Origin of the sequence: Sulfitobacter sediminilitoris, from assembly GCF_010667575.1 — a bacterium.
Taxonomy (GTDB): domain Bacteria; phylum Pseudomonadota; class Alphaproteobacteria; order Rhodobacterales; family Rhodobacteraceae; genus Sulfitobacter; species Sulfitobacter sediminilitoris.
This window is the reverse complement of the sequence record NZ_JAABNT010000014.1, coordinates 14,941-39,907: the sequence shown is the minus strand read 5'-3', so window position 1 is coordinate 39,907 and position 24,967 is coordinate 14,941. Positions and strand designations below refer to the sequence as shown.

The 24,967-nt window shown below is 54.7% G+C and carries 24 protein-coding genes and 1 tRNA gene; 14 read left to right on the top strand and 11 right to left on the bottom strand.

Going from position 1 to position 24,967, the window contains the following annotated elements; genetic code table 11:
• Window positions 1-133 precede the first annotated feature (133 nt).
• Entirely contained in the window at window positions 134-1,348 is a 1,215-nt protein-coding gene (locus GV827_RS18160) for a bifunctional alpha/beta hydrolase/OsmC family protein (protein ID WP_164355235.1), read from the bottom strand.
• Between the two features lie 175 nt (window positions 1,349-1,523).
• On the opposite strand from GV827_RS18160, the gene GV827_RS18155 reads away from it, so the two are divergent.
• A complete protein-coding gene (locus GV827_RS18155) occupies window positions 1,524-2,678 on the top strand; it encodes a trans-sulfuration enzyme family protein (protein WP_164355234.1) in 1,155 nt (384 codons plus the stop codon).
• 146 nt (window positions 2,679-2,824) lie between these two features.
• A complete protein-coding gene (locus GV827_RS18150; protein ID WP_164355233.1) occupies window positions 2,825-3,253 on the top strand; it encodes a DUF4399 domain-containing protein in 429 nt (142 codons plus the stop codon).
• Between the two features lie 72 nt (window positions 3,254-3,325).
• Here the strand turns inward: GV827_RS18150 and dddP are convergent, their stop codons facing one another.
• On the bottom strand, window positions 3,326-4,666 hold the full coding sequence (dddP, locus tag GV827_RS18145; protein WP_164355309.1) for a dimethylsulfonioproprionate lyase DddP: 1,341 nt from the start codon (window positions 4,664-4,666) through the stop codon (window positions 3,326-3,328).
• A gap of 125 nt (window positions 4,667-4,791) precedes the next feature.
• Between dddP and GV827_RS18140 the strand changes: the two genes are divergently transcribed.
• A complete protein-coding gene (locus GV827_RS18140) occupies window positions 4,792-5,508 on the top strand; it encodes a heme-dependent oxidative N-demethylase family protein (RefSeq protein ID WP_164355232.1) in 717 nt (238 codons plus the stop codon).
• Between the two features lie 34 nt (window positions 5,509-5,542).
• Here GV827_RS18140 and GV827_RS18135 read toward each other — a convergent pair whose 3' ends face one another.
• The 5 genes from GV827_RS18135 to GV827_RS18115 all read right to left on the bottom strand — a co-directional run bounded on the left by GV827_RS18135 (window position 5,543) and on the right by GV827_RS18115 (window position 9,361).
• Window positions 5,543-5,971 carry a glyoxalase superfamily protein gene (locus tag GV827_RS18135; protein WP_164355231.1) on the bottom strand — a complete coding sequence of 143 codons (429 nt, stop codon included), beginning with the start codon at window positions 5,969-5,971 and terminating at the stop codon, window positions 5,543-5,545.
• A 249-nt stretch (window positions 5,972-6,220) separates the two neighbouring features.
• Window positions 6,221-7,045, bottom strand: coding sequence for a lytic murein transglycosylase (locus tag GV827_RS18130; protein WP_164355230.1), 825 nt, complete (start codon window positions 7,043-7,045; stop codon window positions 6,221-6,223).
• 99 nt (window positions 7,046-7,144) lie between these two features.
• Window positions 7,145-7,393 (bottom strand): hypothetical protein, encoded by a 249-nt coding sequence (locus tag GV827_RS18125; RefSeq protein ID WP_164355229.1) that lies wholly within the window; start codon window positions 7,391-7,393, stop codon window positions 7,145-7,147.
• A gap of 181 nt (window positions 7,394-7,574) precedes the next feature.
• The gene (glnA, locus tag GV827_RS18120) at window positions 7,575-8,981 is read right to left on the bottom strand and encodes a type I glutamate--ammonia ligase (RefSeq protein WP_164355228.1); all 1,407 of its coding nucleotides are present in this window, start codon (window positions 8,979-8,981) and stop codon (window positions 7,575-7,577) included.
• Window positions 8,982-9,022: 41 nt separating this feature from the next.
• Entirely contained in the window at window positions 9,023-9,361 is a 339-nt protein-coding gene (locus GV827_RS18115) for a P-II family nitrogen regulator (RefSeq protein WP_164355227.1), read from the bottom strand.
• 175 nt (window positions 9,362-9,536) lie between these two features.
• Between GV827_RS18115 and GV827_RS18110 the strand changes: the two genes are divergently transcribed.
• Window positions 9,537-11,195, top strand: a complete 1,659-nt coding sequence (locus GV827_RS18110) for an NAD(P)H-hydrate dehydratase (protein WP_164355226.1) — start codon at window positions 9,537-9,539, stop codon at window positions 11,193-11,195.
• On the opposite strand, the gene GV827_RS18105 is transcribed toward GV827_RS18110, so the two are convergent.
• Window positions 11,192-11,713 carry a Hint domain-containing protein gene (locus tag GV827_RS18105; RefSeq protein ID WP_164355225.1) on the bottom strand — a complete coding sequence of 174 codons (522 nt, stop codon included), beginning with the start codon at window positions 11,711-11,713 and terminating at the stop codon, window positions 11,192-11,194. The genes GV827_RS18110 and GV827_RS18105 overlap by 4 nt on opposite strands.
• 144 nt (window positions 11,714-11,857) lie before the next feature.
• Between GV827_RS18105 and GV827_RS18100 the strand changes: the two genes are divergently transcribed.
• The 5 genes from GV827_RS18100 (at window position 11,858) to GV827_RS18080 (ending at window position 15,016) form a co-directional block, all read left to right on the top strand.
• Window positions 11,858-11,941 (top strand) — tRNA-Leu (locus tag GV827_RS18100).
• A gap of 78 nt (window positions 11,942-12,019) precedes the next feature.
• On the top strand, window positions 12,020-13,105 hold the full coding sequence (locus tag GV827_RS18095; protein WP_328823183.1) for a site-specific integrase: 1,086 nt from the start codon (window positions 12,020-12,022) through the stop codon (window positions 13,103-13,105).
• A 1-nt stretch (window position 13,106) separates the two neighbouring features.
• The gene (locus GV827_RS18090) at window positions 13,107-13,343 is read left to right on the top strand and encodes a hypothetical protein (protein ID WP_164355223.1); all 237 of its coding nucleotides are present in this window, start codon (window positions 13,107-13,109) and stop codon (window positions 13,341-13,343) included.
• 828 nt (window positions 13,344-14,171) lie between these two features.
• Window positions 14,172-14,432 carry an integrase arm-type DNA-binding domain-containing protein gene (locus GV827_RS18085; RefSeq protein ID WP_164355308.1) on the top strand — a complete coding sequence of 87 codons (261 nt, stop codon included), beginning with the start codon at window positions 14,172-14,174 and terminating at the stop codon, window positions 14,430-14,432.
• A complete protein-coding gene (locus tag GV827_RS18080; RefSeq protein ID WP_164355222.1) occupies window positions 14,429-15,016 on the top strand; it encodes a hypothetical protein in 588 nt (195 codons plus the stop codon). The genes GV827_RS18085 and GV827_RS18080 overlap by 4 nt, the downstream gene beginning before the upstream one ends.
• 814 nt (window positions 15,017-15,830) lie before the next feature.
• On the opposite strand, the gene GV827_RS18075 is transcribed toward GV827_RS18080, so the two are convergent.
• From GV827_RS18075 to hydA, 3 genes are all read right to left on the bottom strand, one after another.
• On the bottom strand, window positions 15,831-17,321 hold the full coding sequence (locus tag GV827_RS18075; RefSeq protein ID WP_164355221.1) for a CapA family protein: 1,491 nt from the start codon (window positions 17,319-17,321) through the stop codon (window positions 15,831-15,833).
• 180 nt (window positions 17,322-17,501) lie between these two features.
• Window positions 17,502-18,005 (bottom strand): hypothetical protein, encoded by a 504-nt coding sequence (locus GV827_RS18070; RefSeq protein WP_164355220.1) that lies wholly within the window; start codon window positions 18,003-18,005, stop codon window positions 17,502-17,504.
• Between the two features lie 811 nt (window positions 18,006-18,816).
• Window positions 18,817-20,208 carry a dihydropyrimidinase gene (gene hydA, locus GV827_RS18065; RefSeq protein ID WP_164355219.1) on the bottom strand — a complete coding sequence of 464 codons (1,392 nt, stop codon included), beginning with the start codon at window positions 20,206-20,208 and terminating at the stop codon, window positions 18,817-18,819.
• Between the two features lie 359 nt (window positions 20,209-20,567).
• Here hydA and GV827_RS18060 point away from each other — a divergent pair, with 359 nt between their 5' ends.
• The 5 genes from GV827_RS18060 (at window position 20,568) to GV827_RS18040 (ending at window position 24,884) form a co-directional block, all read left to right on the top strand.
• A complete protein-coding gene (locus GV827_RS18060) occupies window positions 20,568-21,227 on the top strand; it encodes an aspartate/glutamate racemase family protein (RefSeq protein ID WP_164355218.1) in 660 nt (219 codons plus the stop codon).
• Between the two features lie 9 nt (window positions 21,228-21,236).
• Entirely contained in the window at window positions 21,237-22,160 is a 924-nt protein-coding gene (locus tag GV827_RS18055; RefSeq protein WP_164355217.1) for a dihydrodipicolinate synthase family protein, read from the top strand.
• A 265-nt stretch (window positions 22,161-22,425) separates the two neighbouring features.
• Complete coding sequence (locus GV827_RS18050) at window positions 22,426-23,331, top strand: LysR family transcriptional regulator (protein ID WP_164355216.1); 906 nt, start codon at window positions 22,426-22,428, stop codon at window positions 23,329-23,331.
• A gap of 160 nt (window positions 23,332-23,491) precedes the next feature.
• Complete coding sequence (locus GV827_RS18045) at window positions 23,492-24,346, top strand: DUF481 domain-containing protein (RefSeq protein WP_164355215.1); 855 nt, start codon at window positions 23,492-23,494, stop codon at window positions 24,344-24,346.
• A 61-nt stretch (window positions 24,347-24,407) separates the two neighbouring features.
• Window positions 24,408-24,884 carry a hypothetical protein gene (locus tag GV827_RS18040; RefSeq protein ID WP_164355214.1) on the top strand — a complete coding sequence of 159 codons (477 nt, stop codon included), beginning with the start codon at window positions 24,408-24,410 and terminating at the stop codon, window positions 24,882-24,884.
• Window positions 24,885-24,967: the final 83 nt, after the last annotated feature.

Sequence of the window (24,967 nt, the reverse complement as noted above, 5' to 3'; positions counted from 1 at the left end):
CATTTTCGGTGCGGGACCTGCTTGGGGTGAATTTCCAAGCGTTAGCTCTACCGAGGCCACAGCGCCGGAGCGGCTGTTTCCCTGCCGTTCAGAGTGGCTTTCGAACAGAAGTGAGGTCCGGAACAAGAGGCACTTATGGCAGAAGTTCGGTGAGCACTTCCGAGGACCGCTCAAAGGTGCGGTGAACGGGGCACCTGTCCGCGATCTCAAGCAGGCGGTCGCGCTGGTCGTCACTCAGATCCCCGGTCAGCTTGATCCGTCTGCGCCAGGTGTCGATCTTATCACCGCTGCCGGTTTCGGCGTCCTGCGCGTGGACCTTGTCGTGGCACACATCGACGCTGACGTGCTCTAATGGCCAACCCTTTCGGCGGGCGTACATGCGGATCGTCATCGAAGTGCAGGCCCCAAGGCCAGCAGACAAGAAGCCGTACGGCGACATACCCCGGTTAGTGCCGCCGTAGGCCAGTGGTTCATCCGCCAGCGTATGATGGGTGGGACCTGCATTGACGTCCTGCAGAAAGCCGTTTGGATCAGCTTCGGCGACGCGCACGATGCCTTCTGGTGCACCCGGCGGTGGGGCGGGCTGTTTCAAGGGCAGGTACAGGCTGGCCCAAGTGGCGATCACGTCGGCGGCATATTCGGAATCTGCTGCACGTGTAACGAGGTGGTCGGCATTATCCAGTGTGACAAAGCTTTTTGGATGTTTAGCAGCAAGGAATATCTGGCTGGCGTTGTCGATGCTGACAATCGCGTCCTGCGGCGCGTGCAGGACCAGCAGCGCAGCCCTGAGATTGCCGATGGCTGGCGCCAGCTCTCCCGCAGCGACGTCTTCGATAAAGCTTTTTCCGATTTTGAACGGGCGACCGCCAAGCGACACCTCTGCTACACCTTTGGAAATGATCTCGGGCAAAGCATCGGCGAAATTGTGGGTGACATGCTCCGGGTCGAAAGGAGCGCCAATAGTGGCAACTGCCTTGATCTCATCCATTTGTGCGGCGGCCTTTAGTACGGCAGCGCCCCCCAGCGAATGGCCTATCAGCAACGCAGGCGGCAGCCCTTCACTGTCGAGATAGGCGCAGGCCGCGATAAGATCTTCGACGTTGGACGTGAACGAGGTGTTCGAAAACTCCCCTTCGGAATGCCCAAGTCCAGTAAAATCAAACCGCAAGACGGCTATGCCCATTCCTGCCAGCCGTGCAGCAATGCGCCGCGCCGCAGGAATATCCTTGCCGCAGGTAAAGCAGTGCGCAAAGAGCGCTGTGGCCAGATGCGGGCCATCGGGCATGTCAAGGCGGGCGGCCAGCGTATCGCCATTGTGGCCGGGGAAGGTGATGCGTTTTGTGGCCATGGGTGCTCTCCGTTGAAGGTTGTCTAAGGGTGGGGGACGCGCAGATGGCATGCAAGGTCTGTGTCACGGCCCTCACGCCCACGTGACGCACAAGACCATGGGCCTCTGGGCGATTGCCTGTCCTGAATGCTGCGTGTAGCAAGGCGCTACAGTCCCAAAAAACGCGAGACCTGCCGTGGCGAACCCACCAAAATCAAATCTATCTTCTGCCACCATTGCAGCACAGGCTGCAGGAGCGACAGACGCTGAGACAGGCGGCGTCGTACCTGCGGTTCATATGGCGACAACCTTCGCGCGGGATGAAAACTATGCGCCGCTAAATGCGCAGAATGTCTATCTGCGCTCTCACAACGAAAACGCCCGCGTGGCCGAGCGGCTCTTGTCTCAGCTTGAAGGTGCTGCTGAGACGCTCTTGTTTCCTTCCGGTATGGCCGCAGTCGCTGCCGTGTTCCGAACGGTTTCCAACGGATCCAGCGTTGTGGTGCAAAGCCAGATATATTGGGGAACGACCGCCTGGATCAGGGATTTCTGTACCCGCCGCGACATTGCGTTGCACGAGGTTGAAGCCTCTGACCCGGCAGCGCTGGACGCAGCTTGCAAGACCCACTCTCCGGCGATTGTCTGGATTGAGACGCCCTCAAACCCGTGGCTGCGCATCACTGATATCGCCCAAGCTGCTCATATGGCGCATGGCGTCGGGGCCAAACTGGTCGTGGACAGCACAGCGGCCTCTCCGGTGTTAAGCCAGCCTTTGAGCCATGGCGCGGACATCGTGATGCATTCAGCGACCAAGGGGATTAACGGGCATTCAGATGTTCTGGCCGGATCGCTGTCTATGGCCGCTGCTGATGATCCGATCTCGCACATGATCCTTGCGGATCGCGATATGGCGGGCGCCGTGTTGGGACCGATGGAGGCCTGGCTGCTGACACGCGGCATGCGCACCTTGCCCTTGCGCATGCGAGAAATGTCGCGCAATGCGCAGTCTTTGGCGGGATACCTGCTGGACCATCCCGCGGTGGAAGATGTGCTCTATCCTGGGCTGCCGGACCATGCCGGACACGAGATTGCCGCGCGCCAGATGACCGGGGGTTTTGGTGGTCTGCTGTCCTTTGTCGTAAAGGGCGGCGCGGAGGCAGCATTGCGGGCCGTCGGACGCATGCAGTTGTTCCACCGGGCAACCTCTTTGGGCGGCGTGGAGAGCCTTGTGGAGCATCGCCATACGATTGAGCCGCATACGGGGATACCCGAAGGGTTGCTGCGCCTGTCCGTGGGGATCGAGGATGTCGAGGATTTGAAGGGGGATCTGGGGCAGGCATTGGGACAGTAATCCCAGCCTGAAACTGAGTTGCTGGCCAGATTGGGAATGTGCACCGGGTTGGCCGACGCCAAACGCTTCAATATTCTGTTGCACGGAGACATTCAGCGCTACCTTAGCAATGTCGGTCCGCAGGACCATTTGCCAGGGAGGCCACGATGAAGCACTTTTTCACAACACTGACCGCAGGAATTTTGCTTGCAAGTACAGCCATCGCCGATGGGCATCGCAACGCGGCACCGGAGGGCGCGCAGGCCTATATTATCTCACCGAGCGACGGTGCGACGGTCAGCAATCCGGTGACGGTCGTATTCGGACTGACTGGCATGGGCGTGGCTCCGGCAGGCACCGAAGCCGACAACACAGGACACCATCATTTGCTGATCAACACCGACCCCGGCACTCTGGACCTTGATACCAGTCTGCCAGCCACGGATCAGGTCGTGCATTTCGGTGGCGGACAAACACAGGTGATCAAGGACCTGCCGTCTGGAACACATACGCTGCAACTGCTTTTGGGGGATCTGAACCATGTGCCTCATGATCCACCTGTGATGAGCGATGTCATTACCATCACTGTTGAGTGAATGGTGCTGATTGCGCTGAAACGGAACTGATGAACAGGGGACAGCGGCACGTGCGTTGTCGGCCCCCTGCGTCTATCGTCCCATCAAGGCTGGATCGAACGGATATGTCGTGAGATTCTCGAAACCCTCTTCGGTCACCAGCACCTGATCTTCCAGCTTGATGGCAAAGTCTCCGCCGTCCGGCTGAACCAGCGCTTCGACGCAAAGGACCATGCCGGCCTCCAACGGATAATCATAAGCCCCTTCAACGGCATGGTCAGGATAGGCAACCAACGGCCACTCGTCACACAATCCCACGCCGTGCATGAGACAGCCGTACTTGCCCGCCTGAAATTGGGCATCCAGAACATGAGTGCCTGCCGATAGCTCCGGGATCATCACGCCAGGCTTGAGCATTTGCATGTTGGTCTGGATGTGCTCCACCCCGTGCTGCATGGCGTAGATCATGTCAGGTCTTGGCTTTTGATCGCCAATCCACCAGGTGCGGGAGATGTCCACACAAATGCCGTAGCTGCCGACAAGATCGGTATCGAATGCCACGATTTCATTGTTTTGAACAATCCGCCCGCCACATTCCTGAAACCACGGGTTTGTGCGTGGTCCTGAGGTCAGCAGCCGTGTCTCGATCCATTCCCCACCACGCTTGATATTCTCAGCGTGCAGCACGGCCCAGATTTCATCCTCCGAGGTCGCGCCCTTTGGGACCATCTCGCGTGCGAAATTCTCCATCTCGCGCACGGCCGTCTCGCAGGCATGCGATGCGCAGCGCATTGCCAGGATCTCGTCCGGACCTTTGACCGAGCGGCTCTTCTCGGTGACTTCTTCTCCGTCCATCACCTCGAACCCCTGCGCCTCAAGTGCGCGCAATCCGTGCAGCATGATCTTGTCCACGGCGATGCGCCTTTCCCCGCCGCCATGCTCTCGGATCAATTCACGCACCTCGTTCGACAGCACGTCGGCCGCAACGTCTACCTTGTCGCCCCGGTCAAAATAAAACAGATCGGCACCGGATCGCTGTTCGCGCACCAATGGATTGAATTCGCTCAGAAAAGGTGAGTTCTTGTAGTCCCACATCACCATGTATCCATCGGCACAAAGCAGTACGGCGCGGAACGGATTGTGGGTATTCCAGAGCTGCATATTGGTGCTGTCAGTGGCGTAACGGATGTTGAGCGGGTCAAACATCAAAAGCCCGCCATAGCCGCGATCCACGATGTGCCGTGTCAGCCGCTTCCAGCGGTATTCGCGCATTGCCGGCAAGTTTGGGAGCGTGAGCCCTGCCGCCTCCCATTCGCGAAACGCCAACCCCGTCGGGCCGATCTCAACCCGGTTGGCGTCATTGGGCGTACCATCCCCCAGAAAAGCGCCCCGGTTCGGGTCAATCTTACGGGTGGTGCTGTAGTGCTGGTTCATGGCGCGGCTCTCGTGGCTATTCATCTCATGCTTGCCCATTTTTCAGGCAGTTGGATGTGGTAAACCGACGCTTTCGCATGTCGTTTTTGCAAGACATTCCCCGTCGCCCTCCGTATTTTCGCCGGATGAAAACGATCCTTCAACGTTTCCTGCCGGATGAGATGCGGGGACAGAAATCGCTGCCGGGTGTTGCGCCCTGCGCTCCCGATGACTGGCTGCGGGTTGATGACGCATACGCGGCACAGATGTCTTATCGGCTTGAGTTGCTTGAGCAGCGCGAGGAGGCTGTTCTGTGGCTTGATCCAGCGGCACTGCCAGCGGCGCAAGAGGTTCTGCAGGAGGCGCTCAAGATATTGCCCGGCAAGGGTTTTGTAGTGTCAGACGATGAGGTTCGCTGCCCGGATGGTCGGCGGGTTAAGATTATGCCTGATGATCCGTTGCGAACTTTGGGCGCCTTGGTTCAGGAGGACATTTGCATTCTAGAGAAACGCAATGACGAACATGTGCTGACCGGCGCTTTCCTGTGTTTTCCAGCAAATTGGCGCTTGGCAGAGAAAGCGGGCAGGCCGCTGACTGACATTCACGTGCCGGTGCCGGAATACGACACGGATATCGCCCGTCGTGTGCAGCGACTGTTTGATGGTGTTCAGGTGGGCAGGCCGCTTTGGCGGTTTAATCGACTTGCCTATGTCGAGGCCGATCTGCACCAGCCGCGCAAGAAACGTGAACACGGGATCCCTTCGTTCATCCGGTCCGAGCGCCAGTGCATAATTCGGATGCCTCAGACGCAGGCCGTCATATTCACCATTCACACCTGGACCGTCCCCAACACGGCAGATTGAGCCGCCTGCACGGCGGCTCAATCACAGGTCATTTTTATGTCAGGACCAGATGCGGCTGCCCGTCCGAAGTCTTTTGCGGTGACACGCCTTTGGGCGTGACAGTCACATTCACCTGACGGCGAAAGCTGCTGAAGAGCGTGGATGCCACCACGTCGATGGGTGCGTCGAAGCGCAAGGTGAGCGACCAATAGCCGTTGGCAGATTGGCGTGCAGCCTTGACCTCTCCGTCAAAGACATGGCCCAGATACCGCCCCGAGACATGTTGGCCCGAGGCGTATCCGCCCGCGTGCGCGGTTGTCGCAAGCGCGGCGAGCGTGTTCCAATCGCGCGCGCCCCACTGATGCGCGATGGTCTCTAGCGCCTGTGCATGGCTGATGGTCTGGCCACGCTCGGCCAGATCGCCGCGCAAGCGCTTTGCCTGCGCCTTGAGCACATCGCGGGATGGGATTTGTAATGTCGTCATGTCAAACACTCCTTCTCGCTCGAAGTGAAAGAGGGGGTCCGCGTTGCCCGTCAATCGGCGAGATTGAAGGTGTGTCTATCAATACAGGACTTCACCGGATTGCGGACGGCAGGGGCCTGACCCTAGGACGGCGGATATAGGCAGAGTTGTTATGTGGCGCAAGCCTATCAGTGCGACAGCAGCTACAGCTGCGGCATTCTCGTAATGATTTCGACAATCAAGCGGATACGGACAGCTTGTCGTCAGTCGCTACCCATCGACCAGTCCAGCAGCGTAGGCAATCGCGCGCTGATAGTTGCCGCTGTCGTTCCATGCCGACAACACTTTGAAGTTCGGCGTTCCCTGACCGAAAGGCTGGCCCGCTTTCCATCCGTTCTGACGCAACATATTCGCTGCCGTCGCCAGCGCATCCACGGCATTATAAGGGTCTGCCCGCCCGTCGCCGTTGCCATCTACCCCGTACCGCAGCCAGTTGCCCGCCAAAAATTGCATATGACCCAGTTCCCCGGATGGCCCGCCACGCGTCCCGGATGTGATGACCCCGCGGTCAGCCATGGTCAGTGCCGCGATGGCGTGGCTTTCAAACTTTGGGTGACGGCGGCAGTACGACGACAACGTTACAGCGCCGTTGACGATTGGTGTCTTGCCCAGATACCCGCCCCAGCTGGTCTCAAGCCCCCAGATGGTGGCCAGAATACTTGCAGGAACACCGTAGGCGCGTTCGATCGAGGCAAAGGTATTGGGATTGCGGGCAATCTTCTTGCGGGTCTGATTGACAAAGTTCTGCGCAGAACTGCCAGACCGTTTGGCAAGAAAGCGGGCTGGGTCGCCTTGTGAGACGCCGGATTGGCTGGATGGATTGGATTCAAATCGCCAGGTGATATCTGACAATGTCGCCGCATTGAGCGCCTGTAATCCGCGCTGGCCGATACCGGCAGCGGCAGCCTGTTTCGCCAGCGTCTGTTTATAAGCGCCGAAATTGCCCTTGGATGTGATGCACTCTGCGGCGAATGCGGACCCCGCAAGCGTAACGCACGTGGCGGCTGAAACTATGAAGGAATGAAAACGGTTCATGAATAACCTCTGACAAATCTGAGATATTCAGATTACCGAGGTTTGTGTGGGGTTCAACGGGGAACCACGCGTGGTATTTCGCAAAAGTGCGAAGCGGCGTTAACTTGCCAGTGCAAGAACCCACTGAATTTCAGAGAGCGCAAGGTTCAGTTCTGGCTGTGTCGCTGCCCATGCATAGGCTGTACCACCCGTCAGAATGCCGACGCCGACCATGAAAGGAAATGTGAAACAGCGGGCGCGGATGGAGCGGCGCTTCTTTGATCGACCAACGATTGCGGCCTGATCTACAGTTTGACCTTTGTTGATGCGTGCGAGCCGCTCTTCAAACGTTGTCTTTGAAATCGCCATGTCTGTCTCCTCGCTTCCTTGCTTAACTTTCTGCTTAAGATTCGAGGCCAAAATGGGGCACAGCATGGGCAATCGTTGGGTAACATCGGGTCGAGAACGTGAAGCAGAATGCCGGAATATGGCGGAAAAATGCAAAGGGCGCCCGTCGAGGAGCGCCCTTTCCTAATTTAATTTCAACAGATTAGCAGCTGTAGTACATCTGGAATTCTACCGGGTGAGGCGTGTGCTCATAGGCGTGCACCTCTTCCATCTTCAGCTCAATGTAGCCTTCGATCTGGTCACGGGTGAACACGTCACCGGCCAGCAGGAAGTCCATATCCGCCTGCAGTTCTTCCAGTGCCTCGCGCAGAGAACCGCAAACCGTCGGGATACCAGCCAGTTCTTCTGCGGGCAGGTCATAGAGGTTCTTGTCCATGGCTTCGCCCGGATCGATCTTGTTCTTGATACCGTCAAGGCCAGCCATCAGCAGCGCTGCGAAGGCGAGGTAAGGGTTGGATGCCGGATCAGGGAAACGCGCCTCAACACGCTTGGCCTTTGGGCTTTCTGTCCATGGGATCCGGACACAGCCAGACCGGTTGCGCGCGGAGTAGGCGCGCAGAACGGGAGCTTCAAAGCCCGGAATCAGACGCTTGTAGGAGTTTGTCGCCGGGTTGGTAAAGGCGTTCAGAGCCTTGGCGTGGTGCAGGATGCCGCCGATGTACCACAGCGCTTCCTGAGACAGGTCAGCGTATTTGTCGCCTGCGAAAAGCGGCTTGCCGTCTTTCCAGATAGACATGTTGACGTGCATGCCGGTGCCGTTGTCGCCTGCGATGGGCTTGGGCATGAAGGTTGCCGATTTGCCGTATGCATGTGCCACGTTGTGGATCACGTACTTGTATTTCTGAAGCTCGTCAGCCTGCTTGGTGAGGCTGTCAAAGATCAGGCCCAGCTCGTGCTGACAAGAGGCTACCTCGTGGTGGTGCTTGTCGACCTTCATGCCAAGGCGCTTCATGGTTGAAAGCATCTCGGACCGCAGGTCCTGCGCTTCGTCCGTTGGGTTCACGGGGAAGTAGCCACCCTTGACGCCAGGACGATGGCCCATGTTGCCCATCTCGTACTCGGTGTCAGTGTTCCATGACGCGTCGGTTGCGTCGACCTCATAAGATACCTTGTTGATGCTGTTGGAGAAACGGACGTCGTCAAACAGGAAGAATTCCGCTTCTGGACCCATGTAGGCCACATCACCGATGCCGGATGACTTGAGATACGCCTCGGCCTTCTCGGCAGTGCCGCGGGGGTCGCGGTCATAAGCCTCGCCGGTGTCAGGTTCAACGACGGAGCAGTGTACGCACATCGTTTTTTCCGCATAGAATGGGTCGACATAGCCACTTGTCGTGTCTGGCATCAGCTTCATGTCGGAAGCTTCAATGGACTTCCAGCCCGCGATTGAGGAGCCATCAAACATGAAACCTTCGTCAAGAAAGTCTTCGTCTACCTGATCGGCACAGACGGTCACGTGCTGCAGCTTGCCACGTGGGTCGGTAAAACGGATGTCGACATACTCGATATCTTCATCTTTGATTTGCTTCAGAAAATCCTTGGTGCTCATCAGGGAGAGTCCTTTTTTCCTTGAGATGGTAGAGAGTGGGTTTAAAGCGCGTCCGAGCCGGTCTCACCGGTGCGGATGCGGATGGTCTGTTCAACGGGGGAGACGAAGATTTTTCCGTCGCCGATCTTTTCTGTCTTGGCTGCAGCGACGATGGCTTCGATCGCGGCATCAACCTGATCATCGTCAAGCACGACTTCGACTTTGACCTTGGGCAGGAAATCAACAACATACTCCGCACCACGATAAAGTTCGGTGTGGCCTTTCTGACGGCCGAAGCCTTTGACTTCGATCACCGACAGGCCTTGAACGCCAACGTCTTGAAGGGCTTCTTTTACCTCATCCAGTTTAAACGGCTTGATGATCGCTTCGATCTTTTTCATGGTGGGCCCCTTTGTGGCTATGCGTGGCTTGCGGCGTCATTTCATTTCGAATGTTGGGAATCCATAATGGCCGTTAATCTGACGCCAAGGATCAGACTGATTCATCGCGGAGTGCCGCTATTTTATGCGAAGCGATTAAAAGTTAGGCGAAATTGAATCGAGGAGTGCGCTACGCATGACCGAACTGCTGACTTCGACGCAAATGCGCGAGATTGAACAGGCTGCCATAGGCAGCGGCGCGGTCACCGGTCTTGAGTTGATGGAGCGCGCGGGGCAGGGCGTCGTTGACGCCATTTTTAGTGAGTGGCCCAAGCTGAAGGATGGCGACCGTGCTGCTGTCATCCTGTGTGGGCCGGGCAACAACGGTGGGGACGGTTTTGTCATTGCGCGTCTCCTGGATGAGATGGGGTGGGAGGTCCGCGCACACCTTTTCGGCGATCCTTCAAAGCTGCCGCCAGATGCAAAGACCAACCATGACAGATGGGCCGAAAAACACGCGGTTCTGTCCTTGTCGGCGGATGATATCTACTCCGGTCCAAGGCCGGACGTCATCATTGATGCGGTTTTTGGCATCGGTCTGACGCGACCACTGCCAGAGCATATTGCCCTTGCGCTGAATTCGAAAGCCAAGACGGTGTGGAAACGTGCCACGGATATCAAGACCGTAGCCGTAGATTGTCCTTCTGGTCTGGATCTGGACCGGGGCCACGTACTGACGGATTTTGACTATGAAGATGAGGATGCGCATCCTTGGCCCAAAACACTGAACATGGCCGATCTGACGGTGACATTTCATGCGCCGAAAATTGGGCATTATCTGGGGATGGGGCCAGCGCTGTGCCGCAAGCTGAGTATCGTCGATATTGGGCTTGAGGACCTCCAAGCGGAACGCGCGATGCTGGGCATGCCGCCTGACCCCTCGCGTGTGCGGCTGGTGGAGCCGCGTTTCCTCGGCCGACCTCTTTCAAAACGCATCTGGCCGAAAACCGCGCTGAGCAAGAATTACGCCATGGGTCATAAGTACGACCATGGTCACGTGATTGTCTTCGCAGGTGGTGTAGGGCGTGGCGGCGCGGCACGGATGGCGGCGCGTGCAGCTTTGCGGTCCGGCGCTGGTTTGGTGACAGTACTGTGTCCACCCTCCGCTTTGATTGAGAATGCCTGTCATCTGGACGCGATCATGTTGCGATCACTGGCAAAGGACCAGTTATTGGCGGATGTGGTGGATGGCCGGGCAACCGGTTTTTGCCTTGGCCCCGGCATGGGTGTGTCCGATGCCACGCGCAGCAGGGTGATTGAGGTTCTGGGGCGGCGTGCCGCAGGATCATCTGGGCGTGATCCGGTGGTCGTGCTGGATGCAGATGCCTTGACGAGTTTCGAAGGCGATCCTGACGCACTGTTCAAGCATTGTCATGAGCGCACCATCCTGACCCCGCACGAGGGGGAATTTGCGCGCCTGTTCCAGGATCTGAGCGGACGGGCACGAACAGACCTGTCCAAGGTCGATGCTGCCCGGCAAGCGGCAGCGCGGGCGGGTTGTACCATCCTGTTGAAAGGGCCCGATACAGTGATCGCGCAACCCGATGGCGGGGCGTCGCTACATGCCGCAACGTATGGCCGCGAGGTGCCCTGGCTCGCGACAGCGGGGGCAGGGGATGTGCTGGCAGGTTTGATCGCCGGGCTGGCGGCACCGCATCTGAGCAGTGATCTGTTCGTGATGACTGAAATCGCAGCCTATCTGCACGCAGAAGCAGCACGCGGATTTGGCCCCGGCCTTATCGCCGAAGACCTGCCGGAACAGTTGCCGCAAACGCTTCGAGAAATGGGCTGTTAAGCTGCGTGCAGCACCGCGCCGCGCGCTTTCGCCCCGTCGGCTGTGCTAAGCTCAAGACCGTCGCAATACAGGATGTGCGGCCCGTCGCAGAAGATCTGGTAGAGCGTCGTTTCGCGAATGCCGAGATGGGTAATGAATTCCCCGTCTACCAGGGCGCGCGCAGCAACAAGGGCACGCTCGGAATTGAACAGCGCCCGTGCGCGCCAATCACGAATAAGAACCATCTGGTCGCCAGCGAGATGCGCGTCATGCTCTGGCCGCGTGTCTCCCAGTGATCCGGCGGCAAAGGCAATGGTGTGCACTTGACGTGTCGACCGTTGAATATGCTCAACTTTGGAAATTCCAGTGTCCCGCGTGATCAGCTTGTCACCCACTGACAGAAACTCAACTGGCATTTCCCCATCAAGGGTCAGCAGCATGGAACCGTGAATCAGTCCGGTGTCCATCACGGCATAGGGGGTAAAATGGCCCGCATGACGGTCGCGGCCGTCAACGCGCCCGACCGTTTTCGGCTCCATGGGCGTCACTTTCTTATTATTAACCTGCTCTGGTTATCGAAACTATATGACAACATCTTGTTAAAGTCTTGCCCTTTTTTGGCCTCGCCATGGGTCCAAGTCTTTGCTAATCAGCGCGAGTTGCCGGACATCAGGTGACAGCGTGCGGGTGTGGCGGAATTGGTAGACGCACCAGATTTAGGTTCTGGCGCCTATGGCGTGGGGGTTCGAGTCCCTTCACCCGCACCACTACCATCAGACAACCTACTGAAATTCCTTCGACTTTAACCATCGGAGGATGTCATCTTGTCACACATTCCGTAAACAATTCGTCGTGCAGGGACCTTTTACTACAACCGTCGTGTGCCCAAACATGCCGTAAGAATCTATGGGGATTTCATCAGACAGGCCCTGTCGAAAGACCCGGATGAAGCGGAAGCCTATGCAGAACGTCTGAGTAATGTCTTAGAGGGGTCTTGGAGCGCTACGACAAGGATCACCCCTGTTGATGTTGTCTCTGTCGTAGAGAGTTTCAAACCTCGGTCCTACCTGTTGTCAGAGATCGCAGAGGAATACCTAGCCCTGAGGAAGATCGACCAGACACCGCCTCGGGTGGCCCTCTCAACATTCATATCCTTGGCAGGAGACAGGGAGGTTAGTGACTATACCCGAGAGGATGTCAAGCTCTTTGTGCGCCACCTGATCCTGCGAGGGAACAAGACAGCTACGGTCAGACGTAGGATCAACAGCCTGTCAGCTATCCTGAACTATGCCTATTCGGAGTTGGACCTCGACAAGAGAAACCCCTTCACACGGTTGATGATCCAAGGAGAGGGAGAGGACACATTCAAGCGAGGGGTGTTCACGAGAGAGCAACTGAAGCAGGGATACGACAAGGCTCTGTCCTCCGGCAGTACGGTGAAGCTTCTGATGCCCTTGCTGGGTGAGACTGGGTGTCGATTAGCGGAGATTGTTGGACTGAGGCTGGAAGACATCGACCTACAGGAGGACCTGATCCACATCCGTCCAAACTCTGCAAGAAGATTGAAGACACCAAACTCGACACGGACACTCCCTCTGGTGGGATACGCCAAGCTAGCGATGGAGAGGGCAGTCCAAAGCTCAGACGGACAGTGGTTGTTCCCTCGGTACATCAAGGACGGCACCTGCAAGGCAACCCATGCGTCCAATGCCCTGAACAAGTGGTTGAAGAGGGACTTTGACGGACTGACCGCTCATTGCCTCAGGCACACCATGAGGGACCGTCTCAGGGCCGTTGAGTGCCCGTTGGAGCTGATAGATCAAATTGGTGGTTGGCGATGCCGGATGGGCATTGGCTCACTTTACGGTGACGGTTATCCAGTTCAGATTGTCAAGAAGCATCTGTTGGTTGCAAGCATCAAGGAGAAGTGAGTTGGAAACAGCATTTAAGTTTCTGAAATTTGTGTTGAATTTCCTCTTTATGTGCTTTCAGTTTTTGATCACGGGTGCTGTTATCATATTGATCTGGGAATGGGGTCCCGAACCCGTAGGTGCAGAAGGAGTTTTGTTCACCCTTGAAGTAAAGGGGGTAGCAATTGGAACGGTGGTGTTTGGCTTTTGTTGCACACAACTCTTCATCAATGGTCTTCTTAAACTAACCGGCGATTGAGCTGCGACCTAAAAATATTAGGGCCTTGCGCGGTTCGCTCCGATTTGCCTGCGTTTGACCGTTCGCACAGCTTCAACACTTAGTGCTTCTTGGTTCTTACACAAAGCAGAGATCCAGGAAGTAGTGCAGTGTTGTGTTCTGAAGAGTCGAGAATTGCGTATATACTGGAAGATAATTTCCAAGTTGACCCCTTTAGGCGAATGACTGAATGAACAGGGTACGGTGGTCTATCTGATTTCCCATCTCTGTCGACAATCAGAGACACATGCGTACCACTTATTGTCTTGGAGTCGAGGAACTCAGCCGAAACGACCGTCCTAACAAGGTCCACGTAACCGTTTTCCTGCATGTACTGCCGAACGTCGGCAAGCATATGGCAAACTTCTTTCTCAAACAAGAACACTCGCTGCCCATTTACGGTTTCCTGCAAGAGAGGGAGCGAAATGGATGAGAGAAACAACGCGTCATCATTCTTCAAAACCCCCTTGCCCGTTCTGTAGAGTATATCCTCCAAGATGCTTTCTGCAGCTAAGTCTTCTGACATGTCTATCGAACTCAGTATCACAATCAAAACGCTGAAGGGATTGAATGCGATTCTGTTCCGTTGCGCAAGCGCCTGCATGCCAACGATTCATCCCAAATTTTGGCTTTTTCATGAGAACCAATCGGATCCAAGCCCCAAGCTTTTCATGTTTCCCGGCGAAGGTGTGCTCTGACTTCATTCTCAGTCTATAGTTCTTCTGCGGTGTTGTCGGGTTATGGCGGGGAAATGCCAATGAAATGGCAGGGTAAGCTCCAAACGACAGGCGCTTTTCTCGCCCTTCAAACCTGTACTTCAAGGGCCGTATCTCGTTCATTGTCGAAGGTCGGATCAGGGGCGGAAGGACAAGAAGGATCACTCTGGGACAACATCCAACAATGACCGTAGCAGAGGCCAAAGAGCTTGCGCGGGAAAAGCTGCTGCAAATGCAGAAAGGGGAAGACCCAGTAGAGTCACGAAAGAAAGAGGAGGCGCGTGAACAAGCCTTAGGCAAGACAGTAGGGGCGGTGTTCGAGAGCTATCTTGCTGTCCATCAGGTGTCGGTGTGAAAGCCTTCAGCGATCCACGGCTAGCAGCGGTACTGAAGCAGGTTCGAGAGGCAGAGACTGTTCAGGCACTTGCGAGACTACGGCTGGTTTGGGCGAGTTACCCGAAAAGGGTGTTCCTGTTGTCGAACCTGCCGGTGGAAATGCCTGTCGACCATCTGATTGAGTTCAATGACTTGATGCCGGACCGACTTGAATTGGAGCTTCTGGACAAGGGCGAAGTACCGATTACAGCAAAGAGCCTAGTGAGGCTGCGGTCTGATCTTGGTTACAACGAGAGTGCTGCAAGGAAAGTGGTCGCCCGGTCTAACGCTTCTAATCCCGCAAAGATGCTCTCCGCATTGCCCGAGCTTGTAAGAGCTTGCGCATTCCTATCAACCTACCGGGCCGGAGACGCCAAAAAGACCAAACAAAAACACCTGTTTCTTCCAAAGAACTTCAAGGTCTATTGGCCAGAGAAATTGGGTAAGCCGCTTGAGATTGATCTCAAACTTTGGACTAACGAAGAGATTCTGGAGCATCTGGAAGCAGGTTGGGGACAAGGGAACGTTGAGGAACTCATGGTCAGTACTTACGTGCCAGTGTAGCCCAGAGTTTTCGGCTTAGATGTAGGACCGAAAATGGGACAAAGTGCTATAGTATATTATAGGAACGTGTCCAAGTTTTGATACCTTAAGAACAAAATAAAACGGTACTGTAGGTCGAAATCTAACTCCCAATGAATAATCCAGTGGTTGCGCCCCTTGGATCATAACTTACGGGTTTAAAGCTGGTAGCAAGGGTAGAGGTAATAAAGGAAAGTTTTCTTGGACTAGAGACAACTAAAATGATGGAGCGGCTCTATCTTTAAGTTTCTATTCTCTAAAATGTACACATAGACAAGTAATACCCTCTTGGAGAAATGTACATTTAATGAATAACCAGAGGCGCGCCCTTGGTTCATATCATCTTCTCTTTTGTCTCTTGTATTATTATAAAAGGAAAGAAAGAACTACGGGATAGGGCCGCTTTAGTATTTTGGAAGAACCAAGGGCAATCTGAAATTTCGGCTTAGGGGGCCGTTATTGTGACAAAGTGCTATAAGATACTATAGGAACCTGTCACATCAAGAGACAAGAAGACGGTACTGAAAGCCGAAATCTAAACCTATTGGATTACCCAGTAGTCGCGCCCCTTGGTCAGAGCTTTGAGTGGCTTCCATCGCACATCGGTGACTTACCCGACGCCTTACTGCCCCCAGAAATAGGCCTGAGAGCGATCTGAGGGTGCCTTTTAGGGGCCTTCTCGCTGTTTTGGAGGTTAGGTAGCCTGAAGGGCAAGAAGGGCAGTAAATTGGTCATTGAGAGGTCTGCACTATAACGAGAGCGCAAAGGATTTTTCGAAAGAAGTGCTATAAGCAAACTATATGCACTTCCTACTAACCGGTCCTCTTCTTTCCAGAAAAAAGCCGCGTTTGTCTTGACCCAGTGAATAGCTTTGCTGGAAAATCCTTTGCCCATTTTCAGTTAATGCATTGAAGACATCTACCATCTCAATTTCAGACACTGGTCGAGGTTGATAGTTGGTAACCTTATTGTCGGACACGACAGGGTAAAGGCGTAGGCCTGCTGCCCATTTTTCACCAATCCTCTTTAAATTAAGTCTTGCGACGGCGCTATAAGGTGGCGCGCCCACCTTCTGATAACGCCCTGGAGAATTGAAGACAAAATTTCCCAATGAAAAGACAGTTGTGTTGCCGTCCTCAACCCAGCACTGCTGCAGCATGTGAGCTCCGTGCCCCAAGACGATGTCAGCGCCAGCTTTCATAAATGACGTGTTCGCTATCAGCATGTTTCGATTTGCCCAAGCATAATTCTTTGCACCGCCCCAATGAGGAAAAACCACGATGAAAGAATCATGGTCATTTTTTCTAACAGTGCGAATTTCCTCCGACAGTCGACTTTCTGAGGTTAGACTAAAGCGTTGGACGCCTGGTCGATTTAGTTCCGAATAAAACTTGAAATTCTCCTGATAGTTCCGCCGAAACTCGAAGCCACCAAAAATATATATATTGCCATAATTTGTAGGTAAAATCAGAGGGGATAAAGATTCTTGTCTGTTGCGGCCGCCGCCGAAAGTATTGATTCCAGAGTTCTGAAGCTCATTAAGTGTTTCCAAAAAGGGAGCAACGCCATAATCTAATGTGTGGTTGTTCGCCACTGAAACAGAGTCCACACCAATAGTTTTGAGCGCAGATACTGTTTGACACGGATCATCTAGCCCTAGGAAATTCTTCTTTCCTCCCCAAATATCTTTCGCAGACTGAGCCAAAACGGTTTCAAGGTTAAGTACAAAATGGTCATTTTCAGAAATTAAAGGCATCAGTGCATCGAAAAAATCCAGGGGCGCTTCGATTAATCTTTTCTTGAGTTTTGCATCGCCGTTTTTTTGAATGTAGCTATATCCAAGACTTGTATCACCACCAAAAACAAGCGAAACTTCTGTCATTTTATGGAAATCCCGAGAGGAAGTATCGGTTACCATCTTACTAACTTCAGATAGACGTATTTTCTTTTGGGGCTTCGGTATTTCGTGCCCCATTTTTTTATAACAGTATTCCGCTACCTTTCGATGCACATAATTGGGTCGTCCGTAGTCAGGAAATATATGGCCCGATAGGTTTGGGCGTGTGTTCGCTTCGACAATTATGTAATTCAGCTCGCTGCGAGCATTGAAATGATCATTTGCGAGAATATCTACTCCGGTCACGTCCAGTCCGGGAGCAATAGTTGCAACTTTCTCTGCAATCCGCTTCAGATCAGAGCGGACTAAATCCGTAATCTCATATGCATCACCACCTGTAGACAAACCCGCTTTTGTGTCGATAATCAAACGCTCATCTGCGTCTAACACCGATGATAGGAACAGCCCCCGTTTTTCAAGCAAGCCTATTCGGTGAGCATCCATCTTTATGATATGAGATCGACGCGCAGGGATAGCACGCTTCCGTTTGTTCTTCGCCCGAATGAGTTCATCTACGGTACTGATTCCATCTCCGATTATGGATGGAGGTAAGCGAACTAATACTCCAACTCATTGTCCATCTACGATTAGATATCGCGCTTCTGTTCCCTCGCTAAAATACTCTTCGATGAGAATTTCATTTCTAGTTAGATTAGCAGCCAAGCCCCATGCTAAGTCAAACTCTCCAACAGAAACACCGACGCTCACGCCTCTACCGTGGCTACCATCAACTGGCTTGATGACGCCAGAACCAATTTGTTCTATGTAGCTGAAGGCTTTTGCTTTCTCGCTCTTTGAAAACAAGCGACCGTTTGCAACGCGAAGACCTGCCTCCTTTATCAACTGACGCGCCACAGCCTTATTCTTCAGAACCCGCGTGCTTACCCGGGAAGTGTAACTGGTCTCCGAATCGAATGTGAAGACCTCTTTGTCTTCTAAACATATTGAAACTAGGCGACCAATCTCTTGAACTTGGCAACCAAGCATTCGAAATTCGTGCGCAATCAAATCAGTCACGCCAGAGAACTCTAGGTCAACATCCCGGTAGTCGTTTGGCTGCTCATTGATAATCATTTATTACATCCTGAAATGACGAATATTCTAATATTTGCGCGTTCTGTGATCAGTTCAGCTGAATTGGACATATGACATAATTTAGAATTGTCTGCATCGATTTAGTGTTTTGCTACTTCTCTTTACTGCTGATACAGGCCTCAAAATTCTCAGCCCCGGGCCTTAGGCGCTGATGTCCACGATATTCCCTTGATTTGATCGTACAAGAGGACGGTCCGTTTTGTCACGTCATGGGTTTACTTGAGGGTCGCGGCAGACAATATCAGATTTTTTGAAGGAAATCTGCCAACACTATTTCCCAGTGCTCTACCGTCCCGAGACCGCCAATCAATGATGAGTGCTCCAAGCTCCAATCCGCCCTAGATCGGCCCAAAGTACTTAACAAACTCTGAGGCTTAAGCACTGGCAGCGGCTGAATATATCATACGGGACAGGGGGGTATGGCCCATGCCTAAGGTTGCAGGCCCTGTCTCTTACCTAGTCCAACAGTTTCTGGGGGTAGGGAGGCGCAAAGGGGTCTCTGTTGTCACACATCTTGTCACACATTCGGTACACATTCGGTGTTTTTCGGGTCATTGACAGGGGATTCATCGTCGTGAATGATGCGTGCAGGAATTGATGTAGGTTCCTGTTGGTAGGTATCACGACTCAGCAAACGTTTGATTTTGTTGGGGTTTGTGGCGGAATTGGTAGACGCACCAGATTTAGGTTCTGGCGCCTATGGCGTGGGGGTTCGAGTCCCTTCACCCGCACCACATACAGAATGAAGTACAATTCTATTGCGCCGAATTGTGTCCTTGCACTGATGTGCTTAACGCATTTCCATCGGCAACCATTCTCCTTGACCGGGTACACCGGCTAAAAGGCGGTCTATGACAATGCCACGCCCATTGGAGAGCACCGTCACTGGCATGCCCTTGACTGTCGTACCTTGATACGGATTGTAGCCGACGTTGTCTTTGAGATCGTTCGCACCGTAGGTATGGGTCATTTCGGGATCCCAGATCGTGATATCGGCGTCCATTCCCGCCGCGATCCGACCCTTGCCGCGCAGCCCGAACGCGTGGGCAGGGGCAGTAGCGGTAAGGGCAACAAAGGCTTCAAGGCCGCCACGACCTTGGTTGACCATCGCATCAAACATCAGCGGCAACCGTGTCTCGAGGCCCGGCATCCCGTTGGCGATCAGGTTGAAGGGAGCATTCGGGCCATTGGCAAGTTTACCCGTTTCATCCATGCGGTAAGGGGCGTGATCAGAGGTCACAAGTTGCAAGGTCCCATCTGCGAACGCGGCCCAAAGCGCTTCCTGATCGTCCTTCGTGCGCTGCGGAGGGGAGCACATAAAGCGGGCAGAATTGTCCTGCTCAAGAACGCTGTCTGTCATGAACAGGTAATGCGGACAGGTCTCCGCCTCAACACAAACCCCACGCGCACGGGCATCACGGATGATCTGAGCGCCTTCGCGGGTTGAAACATGGAAAATCATAACCCGCGTACCGGCGAACTCAGCAAAGCGGCACATACGGTCAATGGCTTCGATCTCTGCCTCGCGGGGGTGCGAGGCGGCGTGATACTTTGGCGCTGTATTGCCTGCAGCCAAAAGCTTTTCGGTCATATGTCGGATGATGCCGTCGTTTTCGGCGTGAAAGCAGACAAGCGCATGTTCCCGCTTGGCCACATCAAGAATGTCGAGGATGGATTTGTCGTCCTGGCGCACCTTGTCGTAGGTTGTGAAAACCTTGATGGACCGGTGGCCCTGAGCGATCATATCCGGGATGTCTTCGCTAAGATTGCCGTCACTGGTATCGGCGACGATCATGTGAAACGCGTAATCGATCATGGCACCTTGGCGCGCCAGCGCAGCGTAGTCCGCAACCACCTTGCGGATGCGCTGACCTGGGTGCTGTGCGGCGAAAGAGACCACCGTCGTTGTGCCACCAAAAGCAGCTGACCGGGTGGCGCTTTCGAACGTATCTGCATTCATCAAACCGGCACCGGATATCTGTTCGATGTGGCAATGCGTGTCCACACCGCCGGGCAGAACAAGCCTACCGCTTGCGTCGATTTCGGTTGGCGCCGTCCCGGATAGGCCGGTGCAGATGGCCGCGATCTTGCCAGATCGGATGCCAATATCTGCGCGTCGCACGCCTTTAGCAGTCACTGCCGTGCCGCCTCTTATGATCACGTCGTAATCAGTTTCACTCATGCCTGATCCCCAGCGGATTTCTGCGCCTTACCCACCCAGACCTATACCTTTGAAAAGACATCGGCGGCAAATCGGGAATACCTTGAGACATCAGGAATGGCACTAAAGCCTGCAAGAGACATCGCATAGGCGGTCAGTTGGGTAATAAGTACTGCATCATCGAGGACGTCGAAGATTGCCCGGTCAAGGTCTGACTGCGCAAACCGTCTTGCTTACTTTCTGTCGGCAACGGGTGGCGCGCTGGTACGTAAGAGCTCCCTATCGGGTCGTGGACAAAAGTTGGCAATTCGCTAGCTTGGGCGGAATTCATGGTTCTTGGTCCAGCCTGGGCAAGGCCGCGACACCAGCAAGGGACAAGCATGACCATTTTCGTGGTAAACCCGAACAGCAGTCAGCATGTGACCGATGGCATTGATCGTGCGGTAGAACCAATGCGCGGTGCCAGCCCGGTGCCGATTGCGACCCGCACCCTTGTCGAGGGTCCGCCGGGCATTGAAACACAGGCACATGTCGACGGTGTGGTCGGCCCGCTGCTTGCCCATTGTGCTGAACTTGAAGAGCAGGCCAGCGCCTTTGTCATCGCCTGCTTTTCCGACCCCGGACTTGCGGCCCTGCGTGAGCAATCTGCGCGGTCGATACTGGGGATCGCAGAGGCTGCAATCCTGACAGCGATGACCCTTGGTCAGCGATTTGGCATCGTTTCAATCCTGTCAAAGAGTGTTCCGCGCCACATGCGCTATGTGGGCGCAATGGGTGTTATGGATCGGTTGGCCGGGGACTTGCCGTTGGAGTTGGGCGTGCAGGAACTGGCGGATGAGACCCGGACGTTCGAGCGTCTCAAGGTCGTGGGGGCGGCGTTGCGCGACACTGCAATGGCTGATGTGGTCATTCTGGGCTGTGCGGGCATGACGCCCTTTCGCAATGATCTTGAAGCGCACCTTGGTGTTCCAGTGATTGAGCCTTGTCAGGCCGCTACCGCGATGGCGATTGGCCGCGTGGCGCTTCAACAGACACGATAGGATTTCGATATGGCACGACTGACTACCAAAGCTGCGGGCGTTTTCGTGATCGCCGTGACGCCGTTTCATCCTGATTGCCGCATCGACATGGAAAGCTGTGATCGCATGGTGGATTTCTATCTTGAGGTCGGGGCAACGGGGCTGACGGTGTTGGGAATGATGGGAGAGGCCCCAAAACTGACGGTGGATGAATCGCGCGACGTGGTCGCGCGCATTCTTTCCCGCGTGAACGGCAGAGTGCCTGTGGTTGTTGGAGTGTCCGCCCCTGGTTTCGCGCAGATCGACGCCTTGACCCGGATGGTCATGGACCTTGGCGCGGCGGCAGTTATGGTTGCACCTCCCGGAACACTGCGCACGGATGATCAGATCTATACCTATTACACCCAGATCGCAGAGCTTTTGGGTGACGTCCCCTTTGTTTTGCAGGATTTCCCGCTGGCGACGGGCGTCCAGATATCACCAAAGGTGATCGCGCGGATCATGAACGACATGCCCACCTGCGTGTGTCTGAAACACGAGGACTGGCCAGGTCTGGAAAAGATCAGCTTCCTGCGCAAAGAAGGCGTGATGAATAACCGCATCTCGATCCTGTGCGGCAATGGCGGCCTGTTTTTGCCAGAAGAGATGGCGCGTGGTGCGGATGGTGCGATGACCGGCTTTGCCTATCCAGAGATGATGGCCAGCGTGGTCGCGCATCATCACAGTGGCCAGATGGAGCGCGGGCGCGACATCTTCGATGCGTACCTGCCATTGGCCCGGTTCGAACAACAGCCTGGTATGGGACTTGCCATTCGCAAATACACCTTGGCCAAACGCGGGATCATTGCGCATGATGCGTTGCGAAAGCCGGGTGCGGCGCTGTCGGAGGCCAGCAGAGCAGAAGTGGATCGCTTGATTGTACGTCAGGAAAGACGACTGGCCGAACTCGGTTAGGCTTTGAACGCAGGATCATTGGGCTCACGGGCGGTGCTAACGATATACGTCAGAACTGCCCGCTTTTCGCAGCTATTCAATCGGGCTGTCCTCCTGTGCGAAGTCAGCTTGTGTCAGTTTCGCGTTGGGAACGAACCGGCCCGGAGATCACACCGCAGGTGCGCGCACCCGGTCTGACTTCGCACGCTCCGATTTACGCGCTATCCAGAGCCAAGAGAAGCGAATATAGTTCATCTTTGAAACGAGCTTTTCTTATGGATCTCTGGTGGATATCACTCTGCTGAAAACATTTGTCGAAGTTGCCAATACGGGATCCTTCGTAGCTGCCTGCGACAGGCTTTTTGTCACCCAATCGGCAGTCAGTCTACGCATCCAGCGCTTAGAAGACAGCTTGGGCCATCCGCTCTTTGTCAGGTCCAAAGCTGGCGCGGTTTTGACACCCGCAGGCCAACAATTTGAGCGGTACGCATTGAGCCTGCTGAAAATCTGGGAAGAAGCACGCCAGCAAATCGCCATCCCCGAAGGCTATACCCGTGCCTTTACCATTGGGGCGCAGTATTCCCTCTGGCCCCGGCTTGGGTTCCGCTGGATCGATGCCTTGCGTGCCGAGATGCCTGATCTCAGTATTCGCACAGAACTGGGCATGACAGACCGCATTACACGCTTTCTTGTCGAAGGGGTGGTGCAGGCCGCGCTGCTTTATACGCCTCAGTTGCGGCCTGGTCTGATTGTTGAAAAGGCCTTGGATGATGAACTGGTGCTTGTTGCCTCCTATCCTGACGCTACGCTTGATCTAAAGGACGACTATGTCTTCGTGGACTGGGGGCCGGAATTCACTCACGCGCATGCCATCGCTTTGCCGCATCTGACGAATGCAGGCCTGACGATGGGTATGGGGGCGATGGCAGCAGACTATATCGCACACCGAAAAGGGGCGGCGTACTTGCCAGCACGCGCCGTAAAACGCCGACTAGACGCGGGAAGCCTGCATCTTGTGGCAAATGCACCACGCTTTCCCTACCCGTCATGGGCCGTCTGGCGTGATGACTTAGACGACGAGGTGGCCGTGCTTGCGCGCCGCACATTGGCAGCGGTCGTGCAGGCCGCGGAAAAAGAACAAGAAAAAGTCGTCGAGCTTACGGAGACCAAGGACGATTATTTGACTGAGTGAAGGTCTTCAAGTTCAAATTCTAAATACTCGTTTCATCTATAAATCATCTGAATTTCACTCACGACATCGGGTCGCTTATATCATTCCCAGCAGAGATGCTCCCGCTCTACGGCATGGACGCCGGATGACGGGTCACCTTGTTGGGAAAGGAATGAACCTAATGAATAACCTACTGAAACTGGCCACTGTATCTGCACTGGCCCTGATGATTGCGGCCCCTGTGGTTGCGCAAAACCGCATTACTGGTGTCGAAGGTCTGAATGATCAGATCGACGATATCACCGATGACGTGAACGAAGATATCGCCCGCGGTGACGACGCTGAACGCTATGGCCCGAACGGTGTGGCCCAAGGCTGGCGCGGCTCTTTCGCCCTGTCTGCCTCTGGCACCTCTGGCAACACCGATAGTGGTGAACTGAGTGCCGCAGGCCGTGTGACCTATGGTATCGGCGACTGGAATCACCTGATCGGATTTGCCGCCGAATACGGTGAGAGCAACGGCGTACAAAGCGAAGAGAAGATCTTTGGTACCTACGAGGGCAGCCGCTATTTTACACCTGAGCTATACGCTTTTGGTTTGGCGCGCTTCCAATACGATGGATACCTGACCGACGCGAATGGCAACGAGATCGACGGCGACGAGAAAGACGCATTCCTTGGCTTTGGCCCGGGCTACCGTGTGCTGAACAAAGAAGGCCACACATGGCGCGTTCAGGCGGGCCCCGGTGTGCGTTACTTCTCTGATGTGACCGGTAATTCCGAAACCGAAGTCGGCTTTATCGCGTCTTCGCGTTACTACTACGCTTTCAACAATACGGTCGCGCTGACCGTTGATACCGATATCCTTGGGTCAGACGTCAACACGATCATTTCGAACGACGCTGGCGTGAACTTCAAGATGTCCGACAACCTGTCCACCCGGATCAGCTACCGGACGGACTATAATACGGACCCCGTCGCGGGCCTTAAATCCACCGACAACACTTTGGGCGTATCGCTGGTTCTCGGCTTCTAAGAAAAGGCAGGCTGGTTGCGGTTTGTTACCTCGTACCACGACCAGCCTGACTGACAGGAGGATGGCACCCCCATCCTCCTCCTTTGCTTTGAGAGAATTCACACTGATCATTCGACAGACCGAGGCACCGACGAACAACGGCAATGACTGCCGATTTGTCGAGGTTCTGACAGCTCAGATCAGCGGAAACACAATCGGTTACCGTTTAGGCGGCAGTTTTGCCGGAACGAACGCGCTTGTCGCCGGAGAGGCGGCGCTGGTTGACGCACTCTTTGACCGGCTTCACCGGTTGCCCACACTGCCGTGGATGTGGGGCAAGCTTCATATTGTAGTGCTTGACGGCGTGGAATGTCTCGATTTGGACAGTGTGAGAATTTGTGTAGCGGATGTTCAATTGGATGAACTTATCATGCTGCCTCACACGAAGGGGTTGCCAGTTTGGCAGCATTCCGTGGACCGTGCCTATTGGACCACTCTGCGCCTGTGTCGGCGACTTGGAATGAAAGAAGGCCGTGGGATTCGGATGGATGCTGTCTGAGCCAGACGAAAGTTGCGGCTTTTATGTTCGGTTCGAATTTTCTGTGGCAAATATCCTATCATGACCGATGCACACGGCGGCGG

Coding starts and splice junctions, on each gene's coding strand:
- GV827_RS18160 (WP_164355235.1), bottom strand. CDS start 1,348: ATGGCCACAAAACGCATCACCTTCCCCGGCCACAATGGCGATACGCTG.
- GV827_RS18150 (WP_164355233.1), top strand. CDS start 2,825: ATGAAGCACTTTTTCACAACACTGACCGCAGGAATTTTGCTTGCAAGT.
- dddP (WP_164355309.1), bottom strand. CDS start 4,666: ATGAACCAGCACTACAGCACCACCCGTAAGATTGACCCGAACCGGGGC.
- GV827_RS18140 (WP_164355232.1), top strand. CDS start 4,792: ATGAAAACGATCCTTCAACGTTTCCTGCCGGATGAGATGCGGGGACAG.
- GV827_RS18135 (WP_164355231.1), bottom strand. CDS start 5,971: ATGACGACATTACAAATCCCATCCCGCGATGTGCTCAAGGCGCAGGCA.
- GV827_RS18130 (WP_164355230.1), bottom strand. CDS start 7,045: ATGAACCGTTTTCATTCCTTCATAGTTTCAGCCGCCACGTGCGTTACG.
- GV827_RS18125 (WP_164355229.1), bottom strand. CDS start 7,393: ATGGCGATTTCAAAGACAACGTTTGAAGAGCGGCTCGCACGCATCAAC.
- glnA (WP_164355228.1), bottom strand. CDS start 8,981: ATGAGCACCAAGGATTTTCTGAAGCAAATCAAAGATGAAGATATCGAG.
- GV827_RS18115 (WP_164355227.1), bottom strand. CDS start 9,361: ATGAAAAAGATCGAAGCGATCATCAAGCCGTTTAAACTGGATGAGGTA.
- GV827_RS18110 (WP_164355226.1), top strand. CDS start 9,537: ATGACCGAACTGCTGACTTCGACGCAAATGCGCGAGATTGAACAGGCT.
- GV827_RS18105 (WP_164355225.1), bottom strand. CDS start 11,713: ATGGAGCCGAAAACGGTCGGGCGCGTTGACGGCCGCGACCGTCATGCG.
- GV827_RS18070 (WP_164355220.1), bottom strand. CDS start 18,005: ATGATTATCAATGAGCAGCCAAACGACTACCGGGATGTTGACCTAGAG.
- hydA (WP_164355219.1), bottom strand. CDS start 20,208: ATGAGTGAAACTGATTACGACGTGATCATAAGAGGCGGCACGGCAGTG.
- GV827_RS18060 (WP_164355218.1), top strand. CDS start 20,568: ATGACCATTTTCGTGGTAAACCCGAACAGCAGTCAGCATGTGACCGAT.
- GV827_RS18055 (WP_164355217.1), top strand. CDS start 21,237: ATGGCACGACTGACTACCAAAGCTGCGGGCGTTTTCGTGATCGCCGTG.
- GV827_RS18045 (WP_164355215.1), top strand. CDS start 23,492: ATGAATAACCTACTGAAACTGGCCACTGTATCTGCACTGGCCCTGATG.
- GV827_RS18040 (WP_164355214.1), top strand. CDS start 24,408: ATGGCACCCCCATCCTCCTCCTTTGCTTTGAGAGAATTCACACTGATC.